At 60.6% G+C, this 15528-nt stretch carries 12 protein-coding genes; all 12 read right to left on the bottom strand.

Annotation, left to right across the window (positions count from 1 at the left end; translation table 11 throughout):
- Positions 1-265: 265 nt before the first annotated feature.
- The gene (gene carB / locus ACQRAJ_RS02045; RefSeq protein WP_427747582.1) at positions 266-3580 is read right to left on the bottom strand and encodes a carbamoyl-phosphate synthase large subunit; all 3315 of its coding nucleotides are present in this window, start codon (positions 3578-3580) and stop codon (positions 266-268) included.
- Between the two features lies 1 nt (position 3581).
- Positions 3582-5027 carry a glutamine-hydrolyzing carbamoyl-phosphate synthase small subunit gene (carA, locus tag ACQRAJ_RS02040; RefSeq protein WP_427747581.1) on the bottom strand — a complete coding sequence of 482 codons (1446 nt, stop codon included), beginning with the start codon at positions 5025-5027 and terminating at the stop codon, positions 3582-3584.
- Positions 5028-5438: 411 nt separating this feature from the next.
- Positions 5439-6404: a hypothetical protein gene (locus ACQRAJ_RS02035; RefSeq protein WP_427729200.1), complete on the bottom strand. Its 966-nt coding sequence runs from the start codon at positions 6402-6404 to the stop codon at positions 5439-5441.
- 19 nt (positions 6405-6423) lie between these two features.
- Positions 6424-8193, bottom strand: a complete 1770-nt coding sequence (locus ACQRAJ_RS02030) for an ABC transporter ATP-binding protein (protein WP_427729202.1) — start codon at positions 8191-8193, stop codon at positions 6424-6426.
- A gap of 82 nt (positions 8194-8275) precedes the next feature.
- A complete protein-coding gene (locus ACQRAJ_RS02025; RefSeq protein WP_195838565.1) occupies positions 8276-8971 on the bottom strand; it encodes an NUDIX domain-containing protein in 696 nt (231 codons plus the stop codon).
- Between the two features lie 21 nt (positions 8972-8992).
- Entirely contained in the window at positions 8993-10297 is a 1305-nt protein-coding gene (gene purD / locus ACQRAJ_RS02020; RefSeq protein WP_427729204.1) for a phosphoribosylamine--glycine ligase, read from the bottom strand.
- 120 nt (positions 10298-10417) lie between these two features.
- Positions 10418-11704: an adenylosuccinate synthase gene (locus ACQRAJ_RS02015; RefSeq protein ID WP_427717940.1), complete on the bottom strand. Its 1287-nt coding sequence runs from the start codon at positions 11702-11704 to the stop codon at positions 10418-10420.
- A 92-nt stretch (positions 11705-11796) separates the two neighbouring features.
- Positions 11797-13194 (bottom strand): replicative DNA helicase, encoded by a 1398-nt coding sequence (gene dnaB / locus ACQRAJ_RS02010; protein WP_427718155.1) that lies wholly within the window; start codon positions 13192-13194, stop codon positions 11797-11799.
- A 218-nt stretch (positions 13195-13412) separates the two neighbouring features.
- Entirely contained in the window at positions 13413-13952 is a 540-nt protein-coding gene (gene rplI, locus ACQRAJ_RS02005; RefSeq protein ID WP_154516756.1) for a 50S ribosomal protein L9, read from the bottom strand.
- Between the two features lie 15 nt (positions 13953-13967).
- Positions 13968-14234 (bottom strand): 30S ribosomal protein S18, encoded by a 267-nt coding sequence (gene rpsR, locus ACQRAJ_RS02000; protein WP_006235829.1) that lies wholly within the window; start codon positions 14232-14234, stop codon positions 13968-13970.
- Between the two features lie 72 nt (positions 14235-14306).
- Positions 14307-14759 carry a single-stranded DNA-binding protein gene (locus ACQRAJ_RS01995; protein ID WP_006235830.1) on the bottom strand — a complete coding sequence of 151 codons (453 nt, stop codon included), beginning with the start codon at positions 14757-14759 and terminating at the stop codon, positions 14307-14309.
- 48 nt (positions 14760-14807) lie between these two features.
- Positions 14808-15101 carry a 30S ribosomal protein S6 gene (gene rpsF / locus ACQRAJ_RS01990; RefSeq protein WP_006235831.1) on the bottom strand — a complete coding sequence of 98 codons (294 nt, stop codon included), beginning with the start codon at positions 15099-15101 and terminating at the stop codon, positions 14808-14810.
- Positions 15102-15528: the final 427 nt, after the last annotated feature.

Raw genomic sequence — 15528 nt, 5'->3', positions numbered from 1 at the left:
CGAAGCGCCCTGCGACCTACCGGGAATTGCTATGACGTACGTTGGCTGAAATATTAACGTGGGATCTGCCGTTCATTCGAACGGCAGATCCCACGCTCACTTTATTTCTCAGCCCTAGTCATCGCGCAAAGCCCCTTCTGCAGCACATGGTGCAACCGAGTCACCGCAGGCCGGGGCGGGAGGCGGACCTTTCTCTCGGAAAACTTCGCGAAGCCCAGTTTCCGAGAGAAAGTGTCCGGCTGCCGCCCCGGCCGACCAGGTCACATTACACCGTGTACTGCGGCAGGTCCTGCAGGGCGATGACGTCCATGCCCATGTCGTTGGCGCTGCCGTGGCCCTGCTGGTCCTCGCGCACCGCCTCGATAGCACTCACGTAGGTGTTGGCGGCAGACATCGCCGTCACGCAGGTCACGCCGCGGCGCACCGCCTCGGTGCGCAACAGATAGCCGTCGCCGCGCGAGCCCGGGCCGTACGGCGTATTGATGATTACCGCGATCTTGCCATCGGCGATAAGGTCACCGATGTTGGGGCGCTCGCCGTCGTGTGGGCCGCTGATCTTTTCCACGACCTCGCACGTCACGTTGCCTCCACGCAGCACGCGCGCCGTACCCTCGGTAGAGCAGATGTCAAAGCCCAGATAGCGCAGGATACGGGCGACCGAAAGGATATGGCGCTTGTCGCGATCGCACACGCTAATGAACACCTTGCCGGCGCTCGGATCGGGCAGTTTGTAGTCAATCGCCAGCTGTGTCTTGGCGTATGCCTCGGGATAGCTCTTGGCGACACCCATGACCTCGCCCGTCGACTTCATCTCGGGCCCCAGGATAACGTCGGCTCCCGGGAAACGACCCCAGGGCATAACGGCTTCCTTCATGCAAAAGCAGTCCAGCTGGCGCTCGTCGCTCGGCAGGCCCAGGCTCGCGATGGAATCGCCCGCCATGATGCGCGCCGCGCACTTGGCCAGCGGCACGCCGGTGGCCTTGGAGATAAACGGCACGGTACGGCTGGCACGCGGGTTGGCCTCGATCACGTAGACGGTCTCGCCCTTGATGGCATACTGCACATTGACCAGGCCGCGAACTCCCAGCGCCATCGCAATGCGGCGCGTGGTCTCGCGGAGCTTCGCCTGCAGACTCTCGCTAAAGCTAAACGGCGGAATGCAAGTCGCGGAGTCACCGGAGTGGATACCGGCCTCCTCGATATGCTCCAGAATACCGCCGATGTAGACTTCCTCGCCGTCGCACAGGGCATCGACATCGGACTCGATCGCGCCCTCCAGGAAGCGGTCGAGGTACACCGGGTAGTCGGGGCTAATGCGCGCAGCCTCGGCCATGTAATCGTGCAGATGCTCGGCATCGTAGGCGATCATCATACCGCGGCCGCCCAACACATAGCTCGGACGAACCAGCAGCGGGTAGCCGATATGCGCAGCCACGGCCTCGGCCTCCTCAAACGAGGTGGCCTGACCCGCCGGCGGGTACATAATGCCCAGCTTGTCGAGCAGGGCGGCAAAGCGCTCGCGGTCCTCGGCAAAATCGATGGCATCGGGCGTGGTACCCATGATGTTCACACCGCTCTCCTCGAGCATGCGCGCCAGCTTAAGCGGAGTCTGGCCGCCGAGCGTCACCACGGCGCCGTCGGGGCGCTCAACATCGATAACGTCCATGACGTCCTCGTAGGTGAGCGGCTCAAAGTACAGACGATCGGACGTGTCATAGTCGGTCGAGACGGTCTCGGGGTTGCAGTTGACCATGATGGTCTCGAAGCCACGGGCCGCCAGCGCGTAGCTCGCGTGCACGCAGCAGTAGTCAAACTCGATACCCTGGCCGATACGATTGGGGCCGGCACCCAGAATCATCGCCTTGGGCTTATCTGCCGGCGTGGTCTCGTCGGGGGCAACGCACTTCTTGGCGACCGAGCTCGTGCGGTAGATGTTTTCGTAGGTCTTGTAGTGATACTCCGTGGCACTCGAGAACTCAGCAGCGCAGGTGTCGACCGTCTTCATGCTGGGAACCACGCCCAGACCCTTACGGTAAGCGCGAACAAAGCGCTCGTCCGAGCCGGTCAGCGCGGCAATCTCGGCATCGCTCGTGCCATACTGCTTGAGCAGGCGCATCGCGTCGGCGTCGATGTCCTCCACGCGCAGGCCGCGAATGCTCTCCTGGACCTGCACCATATCGTTGATACGGTTGAGATACCACGGATCGATGCCGCAGATGGCATGGATGCGCGCGACATCCCAGCCACGACGCAGGGCCTCGACCACAAAGAAGATGCGGTGCTCAGTCGGGGTGCCCACGGCCTGAGCGAGCTCGTCGTCGCTCAGCTTATCGGCACCTTCCTTGCCACCAGCGCAAATGCCCTGATGCCCGTCCTCCAGCGAGCGCATGGCCTTGCCAAAGGCCTCCTCAAAGGTGCGGCCGATCGCCATGATCTCGCCCACGGCTTTCATGCGCGTTGTGAGCGTGGGGTCGGTACCCTTGAACTTCTCAAAGGCAAAGCGCGGCACCTTGACCACACAGTAGTCGATCGTGGGCTCAAAGCAGGCAGGCGTGGCTTTGGTGATGTCGTTGACGATCTCGTCGAGCGTGTAGCCCACGGCCAGGCGAGCGGCGGCCTTGGCGATGGGGAAGCCCGTGGCCTTGGAGGCCAGTGCGGACGAACGGCTCACGCGCGGGTTCATCTCGATGACGATCAGGCGACCGGTCTGCGGGTTCACGGCAAACTGCACGTTGGAGCCACCGGTCTCGACGCCGATCTTCTCCAGAATGGCGAGTGAAGCGACACGCATGCGCTGATACTCAAGGTCGGAGAGGGTCTGCGCCGGCGCCACGGTGATGGAGTCGCCGGTATGCACGCCCATGGGGTCGAGGTTCTCGATGGAGCACACGATGATGCCGTTGCCGGCGTGGTCGCGCATGACCTCCATCTCGTACTCTTTCCAACCCTCGATGGACTCCTCGACCAGCACCTCGTGGGCGGGCGAGAGCTCAAGGCCCTGGCTCACGATGGAGACGAGCTCCTCGTGGGTGTGCGCGATGCCGCCGCCGGCGCCGCCCAGGGTAAAGCTCGGGCGCAGCACGCAGGGATATCCCACGCGCTCGGCGATGGCCTCGGCGTCGGCCACGCTGTAGGCATAGCCCGAGCGCGCGACCTCCAGGCCGATCTCGGCCATGGCCTCGTTAAAGAGCTTGCGGTCCTCGCCGCGCTCGATGGCGGCAAGGTCGCAGCCGATCATCTCGACGCCGTACCGGTCGAGCGTGCCGTCCTTTGCCAGCTCGACGGCGGCGTTCAGACCGGTCTGGCCGCCCAGCGTGGGCAGCAGCGCGTCCGGGCGCTCCTTCTTGATCACGCGCTCGATAAATTCGGCGGTGATGGGCTCGACATAGGTGCGGTCGGCCAGGCCCGGGTCGGTCATGATGGTCGCCGGGTTGGAGTTGACCAGGATGACCTCAAAGCCATCCTCCTTGAGCACCTTGCAGGCCTGGGCGCCGGAGTAATCGAACTCGCAGGCCTGGCCAATGACGATGGGGCCCGAGCCAATGACGAGGATGCGCTTGATGTCAGTACGTTTAGGCATGTTAGTTCTCCTCGGTCTCGGTCGTGGCGGAACCCTCGTCGGCAAAGCTCCAGCCCTGCAGGCGGTCCTTCGCGGTATCGATGTCCAGGTAGTTCTCCTCGCCGTCCATGAGTCGCGTAAAGGCGGTAAAGAGATAGTGGGCATCGGTGGGGCCGGGCGAGGCCTCGGGGTGGTACTGGACCGAGAAGCACGGGGCGTCGAGCAGCTGAATGCCCTCGGCGGTGCCGTCGTTGAGGTTCACGTGCGTCAGGCGAATGCGGCCAAAGCGCTCGTTCATCACGACGGGCGCGATACCACGGCGCACCCAGACGCGCAGATCGCCGTCGGCCGCATGATCGGTCTCGCCGCCCGAAAGTTCGGGGACAAGCCTGCCCAAGCTGGGGAACAGCAGGCCAAAGCCATGGTTTTGCGCGGTAATTTCCACGCGGCGGCTGACCAGGTTCATAACCGGCTGGTTACCGCCACGGTGACCGAATTTGAGTTTTTCCATCTGGGCGCCGCATGCCAAGCTGATCATCTGGTGCCCCAGGCAAATGCCAAAGACGGGCACCTTGCCGATCAGCTGCTGCACCTGCTCGTAGGTCTCTACCACGGCATCGGGGTCGCCGGGACCGTTGGACAAAAAGACGCCATCGGGATTCATGTCGAGTACCTGACGCGCGGGTGTATCCCACGGCACGACGGTGAGGTCGCAGCCAGCACGGACCAGACCCTCCAGGATGCCACGCTTGACACCGCAGTCGTACGCGACCACGTTGTGGCGGGCGGGAGCGGGGGCCGCAAGCGCAAAGCCATGCTCGGCAGGCAGATCGCTTCCGGCGAACGGATGGGGTGCAGGGCAGCTCACGGTCTTGACCAGGTTCTCCCCCACCAGCGTGGGAGCAGAGGCCAAGCGCTCGGCAAGCTCGTCGATGTCGAGGACCTCAGTCGAGATAATGCCCATCTTGGAGCCATTGTCGCGCAGGTGGCGCACCAGGGCTCGGGTGTCGACGCCCTCGATAGCGACGATGCCGTGTGCGCGCAGGTACTCCGGCACGCTGACGGCCGAGCGCCAGTTAGAAGGCGTGGCACACATGTCGCGCACGATCATGCCGCGCATGGCGGGAGCACTCGCAGGGCGTACGTCATCGCCGGGGAAGGCGGACTGGACATCGGTCTCGTCGATGCCATAGTTGCCAATCTGCGGATAGGTCATGGTAACGATCTGGCCAGCATAGCTCGGGTCGGTCATAACCTCAAAGTAACCCTCGAGTGAGGTATTGAAGCAGACTTCGCCGGTCGCGGTGCCCTCGGCACCACATGCACGGCCATAAAAAATGGTCCCATCCTCAAGGTACAGGATGCAGGGACCGCAAGCACCCTTGCTGGTTTTGGCCAGCATGCGCTGGCACAGTTCGCTGGGCGCGATGGTGCGGGCAGCAGCGCCCGCAATATGGTTGTTCGCCATAGTTCTCCTTCCCGGTCTCTCGGGACCGGCTTAAAGGTGTGTAGTTAGGCCTCGCGGTATTCTAACCGTAAGTATGCCGTATGGCGTTAATTACATAGAATTGTTTACAAAATTATAATTATGACTTCTTATGCATAATGATTTTTCTGGGACGGGGATTAAAAAATCATTCTGAAAGCAGAGCTTTGTCGCTGAGTAGTCAATTTGGGACGGGGCTATTTTAGCTGCCCCGTCCGTCAATCAACCTAACCGTCGTGCCACCAGCCGGGGTAGCTAAAATAGCCCCGTCCCAAATTGACTACTCGCCAACCGCATACATGACAGAATAATTTTTTAATCCCCGTCCCAGAAAAATCATCCCGCGTGGGCTTGCGGCTCACGCGGGATGTCATCGTTCTATGTGGCTGCGGACTACTTTTGCTTGTCCTGCTCAAGTAATTCGGACGGGGTGCGGCCAAGCTTGCCGCCACGGAAAATCTCGCGGCCGTGCAGGCGGTGCTCCAGGTCACGTTCGGCCTTTTCCTCGTCAATCTTAGTCTGGCTCACCGCCGGGTCCTCGATGAGCGACGATACCGAGTTCACCTGTTTCTGAATACGCTCGGCAATGGTGTCATCCATGCTCACGATACGCATCTTCCAGTCGATATTGGTGGCGTTGGAAGAGCTCTTGGTCCAGACGAACGTCAGGATGGCGCTCTGGTGGCCCTGGGCGGGAAACATGCCAAAGAAGGAATCATGCTGAATCCTGCTGTCCTCGTCGATATAGGCGTGGACGTTATACACCACACGGTCAATCTTGTCGTTGAGCAGGGCATTGGTTGCGAGCGCCGCCGCCTGAATCTGACCGTTGGACAGCAACTCGAGTTCATTGGCAGAAGACGTGTCCAGCACCGTCACCTCAACCGTGCCCGTACCCTCGTCGGCCTCGTCGACGGTAAAATCGAGCGGGAACTGCGTAAAGCCGTTGCCCCATTCAAGTCCACCTTTGAGCGCGGTCGAGACGGTATCCACCGAAACGCTCTCGGAGAGGTTCGCGGTGTTCAGGCGTCGCATCACGCCGTAGCCGATCTGCATGCCCACAATCAGCACCAAGATGCCGATAACCACGACCATGGCAGTTTTCGTAATGGTATGGCTCACCTGCGAACCCGAAGGATCGTCCTCGGACAGCGGGTCGATATGTTTTGCCTGGCTCGCGCGATCCTCGCTGCGCAGCCGCGCCAGTGTCGCCTTGTCACCGCGTTTGACGGCAGACTCTTTCTCGCGCATGCGCTCGGTACGCTTTTTGGCGAGTGTAGGATCCAAGACGCCGGATGCATCGATTTCGGAGAATAATTCCGTCACTTCTTCCGGAGTCAGATGGTTCTTATCAGCCATAACCTTCCTGTCATATCAATCAGTCGAGCTCGTGCGCACGCGCACCTTCGAACTGCATTCGATAGTAACGGGCATAAGTGCCGCCACGGGCGAGAAGCTCCTCGTGCGTGCCACGTTCCACAACGCGACCATGCTCAACGGTCGCAATCTCGTCGGCATGCTTAATGGTCGAGAGACGGTGAGCGATGATGATCGTGGTGCGGCCACGCGCCAAGCGCTCGAGCGACTCCTGCACCGCCTCCTCGCTCTCGTTATCCAGAGCACTGGTCGCCTCATCCAAAATAAGGATCTTGGGATTTTTGAGAAACACGCGCGCGATGGCGACGCGCTGCTTTTGACCACCAGAAAGACGGCTGCCGCGCTCGCCCACCACGGTGTCGTAGCCCTGCGGAAGCGACTCGATAAAAGCATCGATGTTGGCGCGATGGGCCGCCTCGGCGATTTCTTCTGCCGTGGCGCCCGGCTTGCCATAGGCGATGTTCTCGCCAATCGTTCCGTCGAACAGATAGACATCTTGCTGCACCAGGCCGATGGATCGGCGCAGGCTACGCTGCGTCACGTCGCGCACATCCTGGCCGTCAATGCTAATGGAGCCGGCGGCAACGTCGTAAAAGCGCGGCAACAGCGAACAAGTCGTTGATTTGCCGCCGCCCGAGGGACCAACCAAAGCGATGGTTTGACCGGGCTTAATGGACAGATCCATATGGTCGATAACGGGACGCGTCCCGTCGCCCGCGCCCAGCTCGACATCCTCGTAGCTAAAGCACACGTCGCGATACTCAACAGCGCCGGCCGTCACCTGCAGATCCGCAGCACCCGGCTTATCCTGAATATCGGGAACAGTCGAGAGCACCTCGTCCATGCGCTTAAAGCCGGCGATGGCTTTCTGATACGTCTCGGCCGAATTGACGAGCGTCTCAAGCGGCGTGCAGAACAGCGAAATGTAGAGCGCGAAGGTTGCCATATCGACCGCCTGCAGCTGGCCTTGGGCAACGAGCCAACCGCCCAGCAGCACCACGATTACATAGAGCACGCCCGAGAGCAGACCATACGTCGCGGTGTAGACGCCCATGGCGTGATACATGTTTTCCTTGGACGAAAGGTAGCGATCGTTAGAGGCACGGAACTTAGAGCGTTCGGTCTGCTCATTGGCAAAGCTTTTGACCACACGCATACCCGCCAGCGAATCCTGCAGCTGCGCATTGATGCCGCTGATCTTTTTGCGGTTATCGCTAAAGACCTCGCGCATGCGCATATTCTGCCAAAACATAATGACCGCGAACACCGCCGTCACCACGGCCATGGCGAGCGCGAGCACAGGCGCAATGGTAAACAGAATCACAAACGAGCCAATGATCTCGATACCGCAAATAATGATCCATTCGGGCACGTGGTGCGCCGCCTCGCAGATATCGAACAGGTCGTTGACCACGCGGCTCATCATGTCACCCGAGCTGTTGCGATCAAAGTACGCAAAGCTAAAACGCTCGTACTGATCGAACAAGTCCTCGCGCATCTTGGACTCCATGCGCGCGCCCATCACGTGGCCCCAATAGCTCACAAAGTAGCGGCAGGCGCAGCGGGTGGCATACATCAGCACCAGTCCCACCGCGATCATACCGAGCGCCTGCATAATGGCAGTCTGGCCCTGGGTAAACAGCCCGCCGCACAGATTGCGCAGGATAATGGGAAACGCCAGGTCAATGGCGGCGAGCACCAGGGCGCAAATGGTATCGGCAACAAAAAGCCCCATCTGGGGCTTGTAGTAAGACAGAAAACGCTTCAGCATGTGATCCTCAAAGAAATATCAGCAACATAAGACCCTGGGACAAAGCAATCAGTAGTACTTGTCCCAGGGCTATCCCCACTCGTTACAGCTCAGAACCACCAAGGCGGTGCGCGATGCTGTCGCAGGCAAGTGCGCCCACGACGGTCTTGGCATCCTCGATCTTGCCGTCGAGCACGGCATCGATCAGCTCGTGCAGCGGCACCAGGTCAACGTTGACAAACTCGTCATCGTCGGGGTTGGGCGCATCGAACTCGAGCTTGGTGGCCAGGTAGATGTGAATAATCTCGTCGCAAAAACCGCAGGTCGTGACAATAGACGTTAAAAAGCGAATGCGCCCGGCCTTAAAGCCCGTCTCCTCATGCAGCTCGCGCCTGGCACAATCGAGCGGGTCCTCGCCTGGATCGAGCTTGCCGGCGGGAATCTCAACCGTCACGCGGTCGATGGCGGTGCGGTACTGACGCACCAGTACGATCTTGCCGCTCTCGGTCAGCGCCACAACGGCTGCCGCACCCGGATGGCGAACGATATCGCGGGCGCTGCGGTGACCGTTGGGCAGCTCAACCTCAAGACGGTGGACGTCGAGGATCTTGCCCTTCCAGGCGCACTCCTCCGAAAGAATCTTCTCGTGCAGCTCGGCATCGTGCGGGTCGTCGTCGCCCAGCACCAGCGCCGGCTCGTCAGCGACCTCGCCACCAGGCTCGCCCTCGGCGTGCCCATACATGCGGCTGTCCTCTTCGACGATTTGCGCGTCCACGAGCTCTTCGTTCTTCTCGTCCATCCGTCTCATTCCTCTCGGATTTTAGGCATCCCAGGCGTCGCGGCCGCGCAGCGCGCGCAGGCCAATGTCGTGACGCAGGGTCTTGCCCTCAAAATCGATCTTTTCGCAAGCCTCGTAGGCAAGGTTGCGAGCGTTCTCGAACGTGTCGCCCAGCGCGGTCACGGCGAGCACGCGGCCGCCGTTGGTCACGAGCTGGCCGTCCACCACGGCGGTGCCGGCGTGATACACGGTCACGTTCTCCATGGCCTCGGCATCCTCGATACCGGTGATGATCTTGCCCTTCTCGTAGCTGCCGGGATAGCCCGCGCTCGTCAGGACAACGGCCACCGCCCACTCGTCACGCCAATCGAGCTCAATCTGGTCAAGCTCGCAGTTGGCGCAGGCAAGCATGACCTCGACCAAGTCGTTCTTAAGGCGCGGCAGCACGACCTGCGTCTCGGGGTCGCCAAAGCGGGCGTTAAACTCCAGCACCTTGGGGCCGGCGGGGGTAAGCATAAAGCCGCCGTACAGGCAGCCACGGTAATCGATGCCCTCGGCGGCGAGCTCGGCCACGGTCTGCTCCATGACCTTCACCATGGTGGCGTGCTCCTCGTCGGTCACGATGGGCACCGGGCTGTAGACGCCCATGCCGCCCGTGTTGGGACCAAGGTCGCCCTCAAGCGCGCGCTTGTGGTCCTGCGAGGTGGCCATGGGGCGCACGGTCTTGCCGTCGGTAAAGGCCAGCAGCGAGCACTCGGGGCCAACGAGCATCTCCTCGATCACCACGGTGTTGCCGGCATCGCCAAAGGTGCCGCCAAAGCACTCGCGCACGGCCTCTTCGGCCTGCGAAAGCTCGGTTGCCACAATAACGCCCTTGCCCGCGGCAAGACCGTCGGCCTTCACGACCAGCGGAGCGCCCTGCTCGCGCACATAGGCGAGAGCCGAAGCCTCGTCGGTAAACGAGCCGTAGGCGGCCGTCGGAATGCCCGCGCGCTCCATAAGCTGCTTGGAGAACAGCTTAGAGCCCTCCATCTGAGCGCCCTCGGCACCCGGGCCAAAGCAGGGAATACCCGCCGCGCGCACGGCGTCGGCCACGCCCGCCACGAGCGGAGCCTCGGGGCCAATCACCACGAGTCCGCATCCGTGGCTCTGTGCAAACGCCGCCACGGCAGCAGGATCGCAATCGTCGAGAACCACGTTCTCGCCGCAGCTCGCGGTGCCGCCGTTGCCCGGGGCGATGTAGAGCTTGCCGGCGCGCGGTGATGCCGCGAGCTTGGCTGCCAAAGCATGCTCGCGGCCGCCGCTGCCCAACAACAGGATGTCGATGGTTTGAGTGTCCGCCTTCAAGGGTGCCTCCTCTATGGATTAACGGCCCGTCAACCATGCGGGCCCATTACAAGCAAATATACCCCTCGGCCGCCCGTCCGGGCTGCGAAGGGGTATATCGCAATAACCAAATAACGCCGATTACTTCCAGAATCGGTTGATGATCTGCTCGCGGCCGGCGCCAACACCGACAAACGTCACGCGCGTGTGCGCCAGATCCTCGACAAATGCCACGTAGTCCTGAGCCTCCTGCGGCAGCTCCTCAAAGCTGCGGCAGCCGGTAATATCGCACTTCCAGCCAGGAAGCTCCTCGTAGATGGGCTTGGCATGCTCAAAGCGCACCTGGTGCTCGGGCACGCTGGTGTAGCGCTCGCCATCGACGTCATAGGCCACGCACACCTTAATGGTGTCGAAGACCGAAAGCACGTCGAGTTTGGTCAGGGCGATGTCGGTAAGACCGTTGACGCGCGAGGCGTAGTTGGCGATGGGACCGTCAAACCAGCCGCAGCGACGACGGCGACCGGTGGTCACGCCGTACTCATAGCCCTCCTCGGTCAGCGTATGGCCGGCCTCGGACTCGTAGGAAAGCTCAGTGGGCATGGGGCCTGCACCGACGCGGGTGATGTAGGCCTTCATGACGCCCAGCACGCGATCGACGTTTTTCATGCCAACACCAGAACCGGTGATCGCGCCGCCGGCGGTGCAGTTAGAAGATGTGACAAACGGATAGGTGCCATGGTCGATATCGAGCAATGTTGCCTGGGCGCCCTCAAAGAGCAGGGTCTTGCCCTCATCGATCATGTTGTTGAGCAGCAGGCTCGTCTCGGTGATGTACGGGCGCAGGCGCTCGGCCATGGGCAGGTACTCTTCACAGATCTGGTCCACGGTGTAGGTGGGCAGGCCGTAAAGCAGCTCGAGCTCGGGATTCACGCGGGCAAGAGCGGTTTCCAGCTTGTCGCGGAAGAGCTCCTCATCCAGCATGTCCTGCATACGAAGGCCAATACGGGCCATCTTGTCCTGATAGCACGGGCCAATGCCGCGCTTGGTGGTACCGATGCTCTTCTTGCCGAGCTTCTGCTCAAAGGCGCCGTCCAGGTCGACGTGATACGGCATGATCACGTGTGCGTTGCCGCTGATCTTGAGGTTCTTGGTGGTGATGCCATCGGCCTCGAACATGTCGATCTCCTCAAGGACAACCTTGGGGTTGACGACGCAGCCGTTGCCAATCACCGACACGTGGTCGGCGTACATGATGCCGGAGGGCACCTGGTGCAGGCCGTACTTCTTGCCGTTGACAACGATGGTGTGCCCGGCGTTGTTGCCGCCCGAATAGCGCACGACGGCATCGAAGTCGCCGGCGATCAGGTCGCAGATCTTACCCTTGCCCTCATCGCCCCACTGGGCACCGACCAAAACGGTTGACGGCATGTTTACTCCTTACATACATGGACTGTCTGCGCGCCATACGGCGGGCAGAAGCACAAAACATTCCCAGTATACCCGTGCAACGGGCGCCTGTCCTACTCCTCGGTATGCACCCCATCAAGCTCATAGAACTTGGTAGACGCCGGCAGAAACATCAGGTCGACGTCGCCGATCGGGCCCGAACGGTTCTTGGCCACGACAATACGCGTGACGCCCTCGTCGGGTCGGTCGTCGCGCGAGGCCTCAGCCTCGTCGGCGGAACGGTCCAAGAACATGACGATATCGGCGTCCTGCTCGATGGAGCCCGATTCGCGCAGGTCGGAAAGCTGCGGGCGCTTGCCGGTACGGGATTCGACCTGACGCGACAGCTGAGACAGCGCGATCAGCGGAATCTTGAGTTCCTTGGCCATAATCTTTAAGCCACGAGACATCTCGGAGACCTCGACGGTGCGGCTCTCGGAACGGCGTCCCGGCGGAGGACTCACCAGCTGCAGGTAGTCCAAGATAATGATGGCCTTCTCCTTGTTGTGGAGCATGCGGCGGCTCTTGGCGCGAATCTCGGTCACCGTGGTGCCGGGCGTATCGTCAATCAGAATATCGAGCTTGGACAAGGTCTGCGTGGCCTCATTGATATTGGCCCACTGCTCGGGGCTAATGCGACCCATGCGAAAATCACTGATCGAAATCATGGCATAGGCGCAAATCAGGCGCTGGGCAATTTCCTTGCCCGACATCTCCAGCGAGAAAAAGCCGACGGTGTAGCCCGCAGCGGCGGCATTGAGCGCCAGGTTTAGAGCGAACGAGGTCTTACCCACGGCGGGGCGGGCGCCGATAATGATGAGCTGGCCCTCGCGGAAGCCCATAAGCATGCGATCGAGTGACGGGAAGCCCGTGGGAACGCCCGCTGCCTGGCCACCGGCCTGGCACACTTCCTCGGCCTCGTTATAGGCCTCGACCATAAACTCGGTCAGTGTCTTGTAGCTCGACTTAACCTCGCGCGCCGTAACCTTGAGCAGCTTGCTCTCGGCCAGCTCCACGACCTCTTTGGTATCGGTGGGGGCGTTATAGGCCAGCGCGTTAATCTCGTTGGTGGCGCCAATCAGCTCACGCAGCATCGAGTCGCGACGAACGATGGCGGCATGGTGCTGCCAGTTGACGAGCGACAGGGTCTGACCCATCAGCTCCAAAATGTACGCCTCGCCGCCCACGGCATCGAGCTTGTTGATGCTTCGCAGGTAATCGATCAGCGAGATGGAGTCGATGGGAATGCGACTGTTGTACATATCGACCATCGCGGTATAGATGGTCTTATGAATGGGCCGGTAGAAATCATCGGGCTGCAGCTCGACCTGGGCTTCTTCGACCACTTCGGGCGATAGCAGCATGGCGGCCAGTACGTTGGCCTCTGCATCTTGGTTTTGGGGGAGACCCAACTTGGAGCCGCGGTCCTCGACCGTCAGCCATGTCTCCCTATCGTCATATGCCATGAGCATCCTCATTCATATCGCTTGCGAGCATCCATAGTATCAGCCACAGCTTTAAATCGAGGCGCGCCTTAACAATCATCACCGAACCAAACGGATGAACGGTCCCTTATGTGGGACCGCATCTCAATGTATGACGTGACACCCACTCAGCGCAAAAAATAAAAGGGCGCCCCGGTCTCCCAGAGCGCCCTTCTTAGAACAAGATTGTTGCGTTGCAGCAAATGCTACTCGGCAGCAGCCTCGGTCTCGACCTCGGCGGTCTCGGCCTCGGCGACCTCAGCGGCCTCCTCGACCTCAGCCTCGGCAGCGAGCTCCTCGGCGGTAACGCCGACGAGAACGACAACCTCGGCCTTGATCTCGCGGTACAGCGAGATGGCAACGGTGTGGGCACCGGCAACCTTGATGGGCTTACCGAGCTCGACGCGCTTGCGGTCGATGTCCATACCGAGCTGATCCTTGATGGCGTCAGCGATCATAGCGGCGGTGACAGAGCCAAAGAGGATGCCCTCGTCGCCGACCTTGACGTCAACGGTGACCTGCTTGCCCTCGAGGGCAGCCTTGGTCTCGTTGGCGGTAGCCAGACGGACGGCCTCGCGCTTGGCGATGTTGTTGCGACGCTCGTCAAGCTGCTTGAGGTTGCCCTTGGTGGCGGCAACAGCGAGCTTCTTGGGGAACAGGAAGTTCTCAGCGTAACCCTGAGCGACCTCTACGACGTCACCCTCGCCGCCCTTGCCCTTGATCTCATCGAGAAGAATAACCTTCATGATGCGTCTCCCTTCTTAGCCGCGGTCGCGGTTGCCACGAGAGGAAACCACGGGGACGGTGTACGGCAGGAGAGCCATCTCGCGGGCACGCTTGATGGCGTTGGCGATGTCATGCTGATGCTGCGTGCAAGCGCCAGTGACGCGACGGGGCTTGATCTTGCCACGGTCGGTCATGTACTTACGGAGAAGCTGAGTGTCCTTATAGTCGATGAACTCAGTGTTCTCCTTGCAGAACTGGCAGTACTTACGACGCGGCTGACGTGCAGAAAAATCATTAGCCATGTCAAAATACCTTTCATTTGGCAACTTCGGCGAACCGAAGCCGCCTCTCACTCAAAAATAGGTGAACAACCCTTAAAACGGGATGTCCTCATCGTAGACGTCGACCGCGGGCGGCGTAGCCACCGGTGCGGCAGGACGCGCTGCGGGCGCGGGAGCTGCGGGGGCGTAACCGCCCTGATCGTAGCCACCCTGGCCACCACGGGAGCTCATAAACTCAATCTCATCGACGATGACCTCAAGCTTGCTCCTGCGCTGACCATCGCGCTCCCAAGAGCTGTAGCGCAGCTTGCCCTCGATCGCAACCTTGTTTCCCTTTGCCAGGAAACGGCTCACGGCCTCGGCGCGGGTGCCGAACATAGTGCAGTCGACAAAGTTGGGATAGTCCTCCCACTCGCCAGTCTGCGCATTGCGGCGGCGATCGTTCACGGCGACGCCAAAGGACAGAACCTGGGTTCCGCCGGCAGTGGCGCGCAGCTCGGGATCGCGGGTGAGGTTACCGGTGATGTTCACTCGATTGATGCTCATTACTCACTACTTCCTCTTGGGGCACAAGCCCAGTCCAAAACGACAGTCTTACTCCTGGTCGTCGCGACGGACGATCATGTGGCGGACCACAGCGTCGGTGATGCGCAGGACGCGATCAAGCTCGGCGATCTGGGTAGGATCTGCGTGGAAGTTGATGAGGGTGTAGTCACCATCGGTGAGGTCGTTGATCTCGTAGGCGAGCTTGCGCTTGCCCCACTCGTCAACGGAGTCGACCTTGCCAGCGCCCTCAGCGATCGTGGTATCGATACGCTTCATAACAGCGAGACGAGTCTCGGGGTCGAGCGACGGGTCAACAAAGAACAGCAGTTCATAAGCCTTCATATTGTCACCTCCTCTGGACAAATGTGGCTTCAGGTCGTGAAGGTGCGCCTGAAGCAGGAAAAGACTTGGTAATAGTATCTTTCAACCTCCCAGGCTGCAAGAATATGCAGCTACAACCTCATGACCTCCACATATGTCCATACTCGCACGGCCTTTCTTGCATATTCCAACCAAATGCTGTCCAAGAGCTTGACGGATTTGAGGACAAGGGCGGGTACATACCGACTTTCTGCCAGATAACCGCAAGTCGCTCGCAGCACGGCTGCGGTCGCAAAATGCATACCAGCGGTACAACGCGACATTTTGAATTATTAAACTTGATTCCCGACCGTCCGTAACTACCTCATTTGAACAGTTCGTCTGGTCAGATTACGCAGGTCATCGATTGGTTTCGGCACGGTTGGGCAAACGACGGAGCGATGCAATT

The sequence above is a fragment of the Collinsella sp. SGI.184 genome (assembly GCF_050313415.1).
Classification (GTDB): Bacteria; Actinomycetota; Coriobacteriia; order Coriobacteriales; family Coriobacteriaceae; genus Collinsella.
This window is presented reverse-complemented; position numbering and strand designations above follow the sequence as displayed.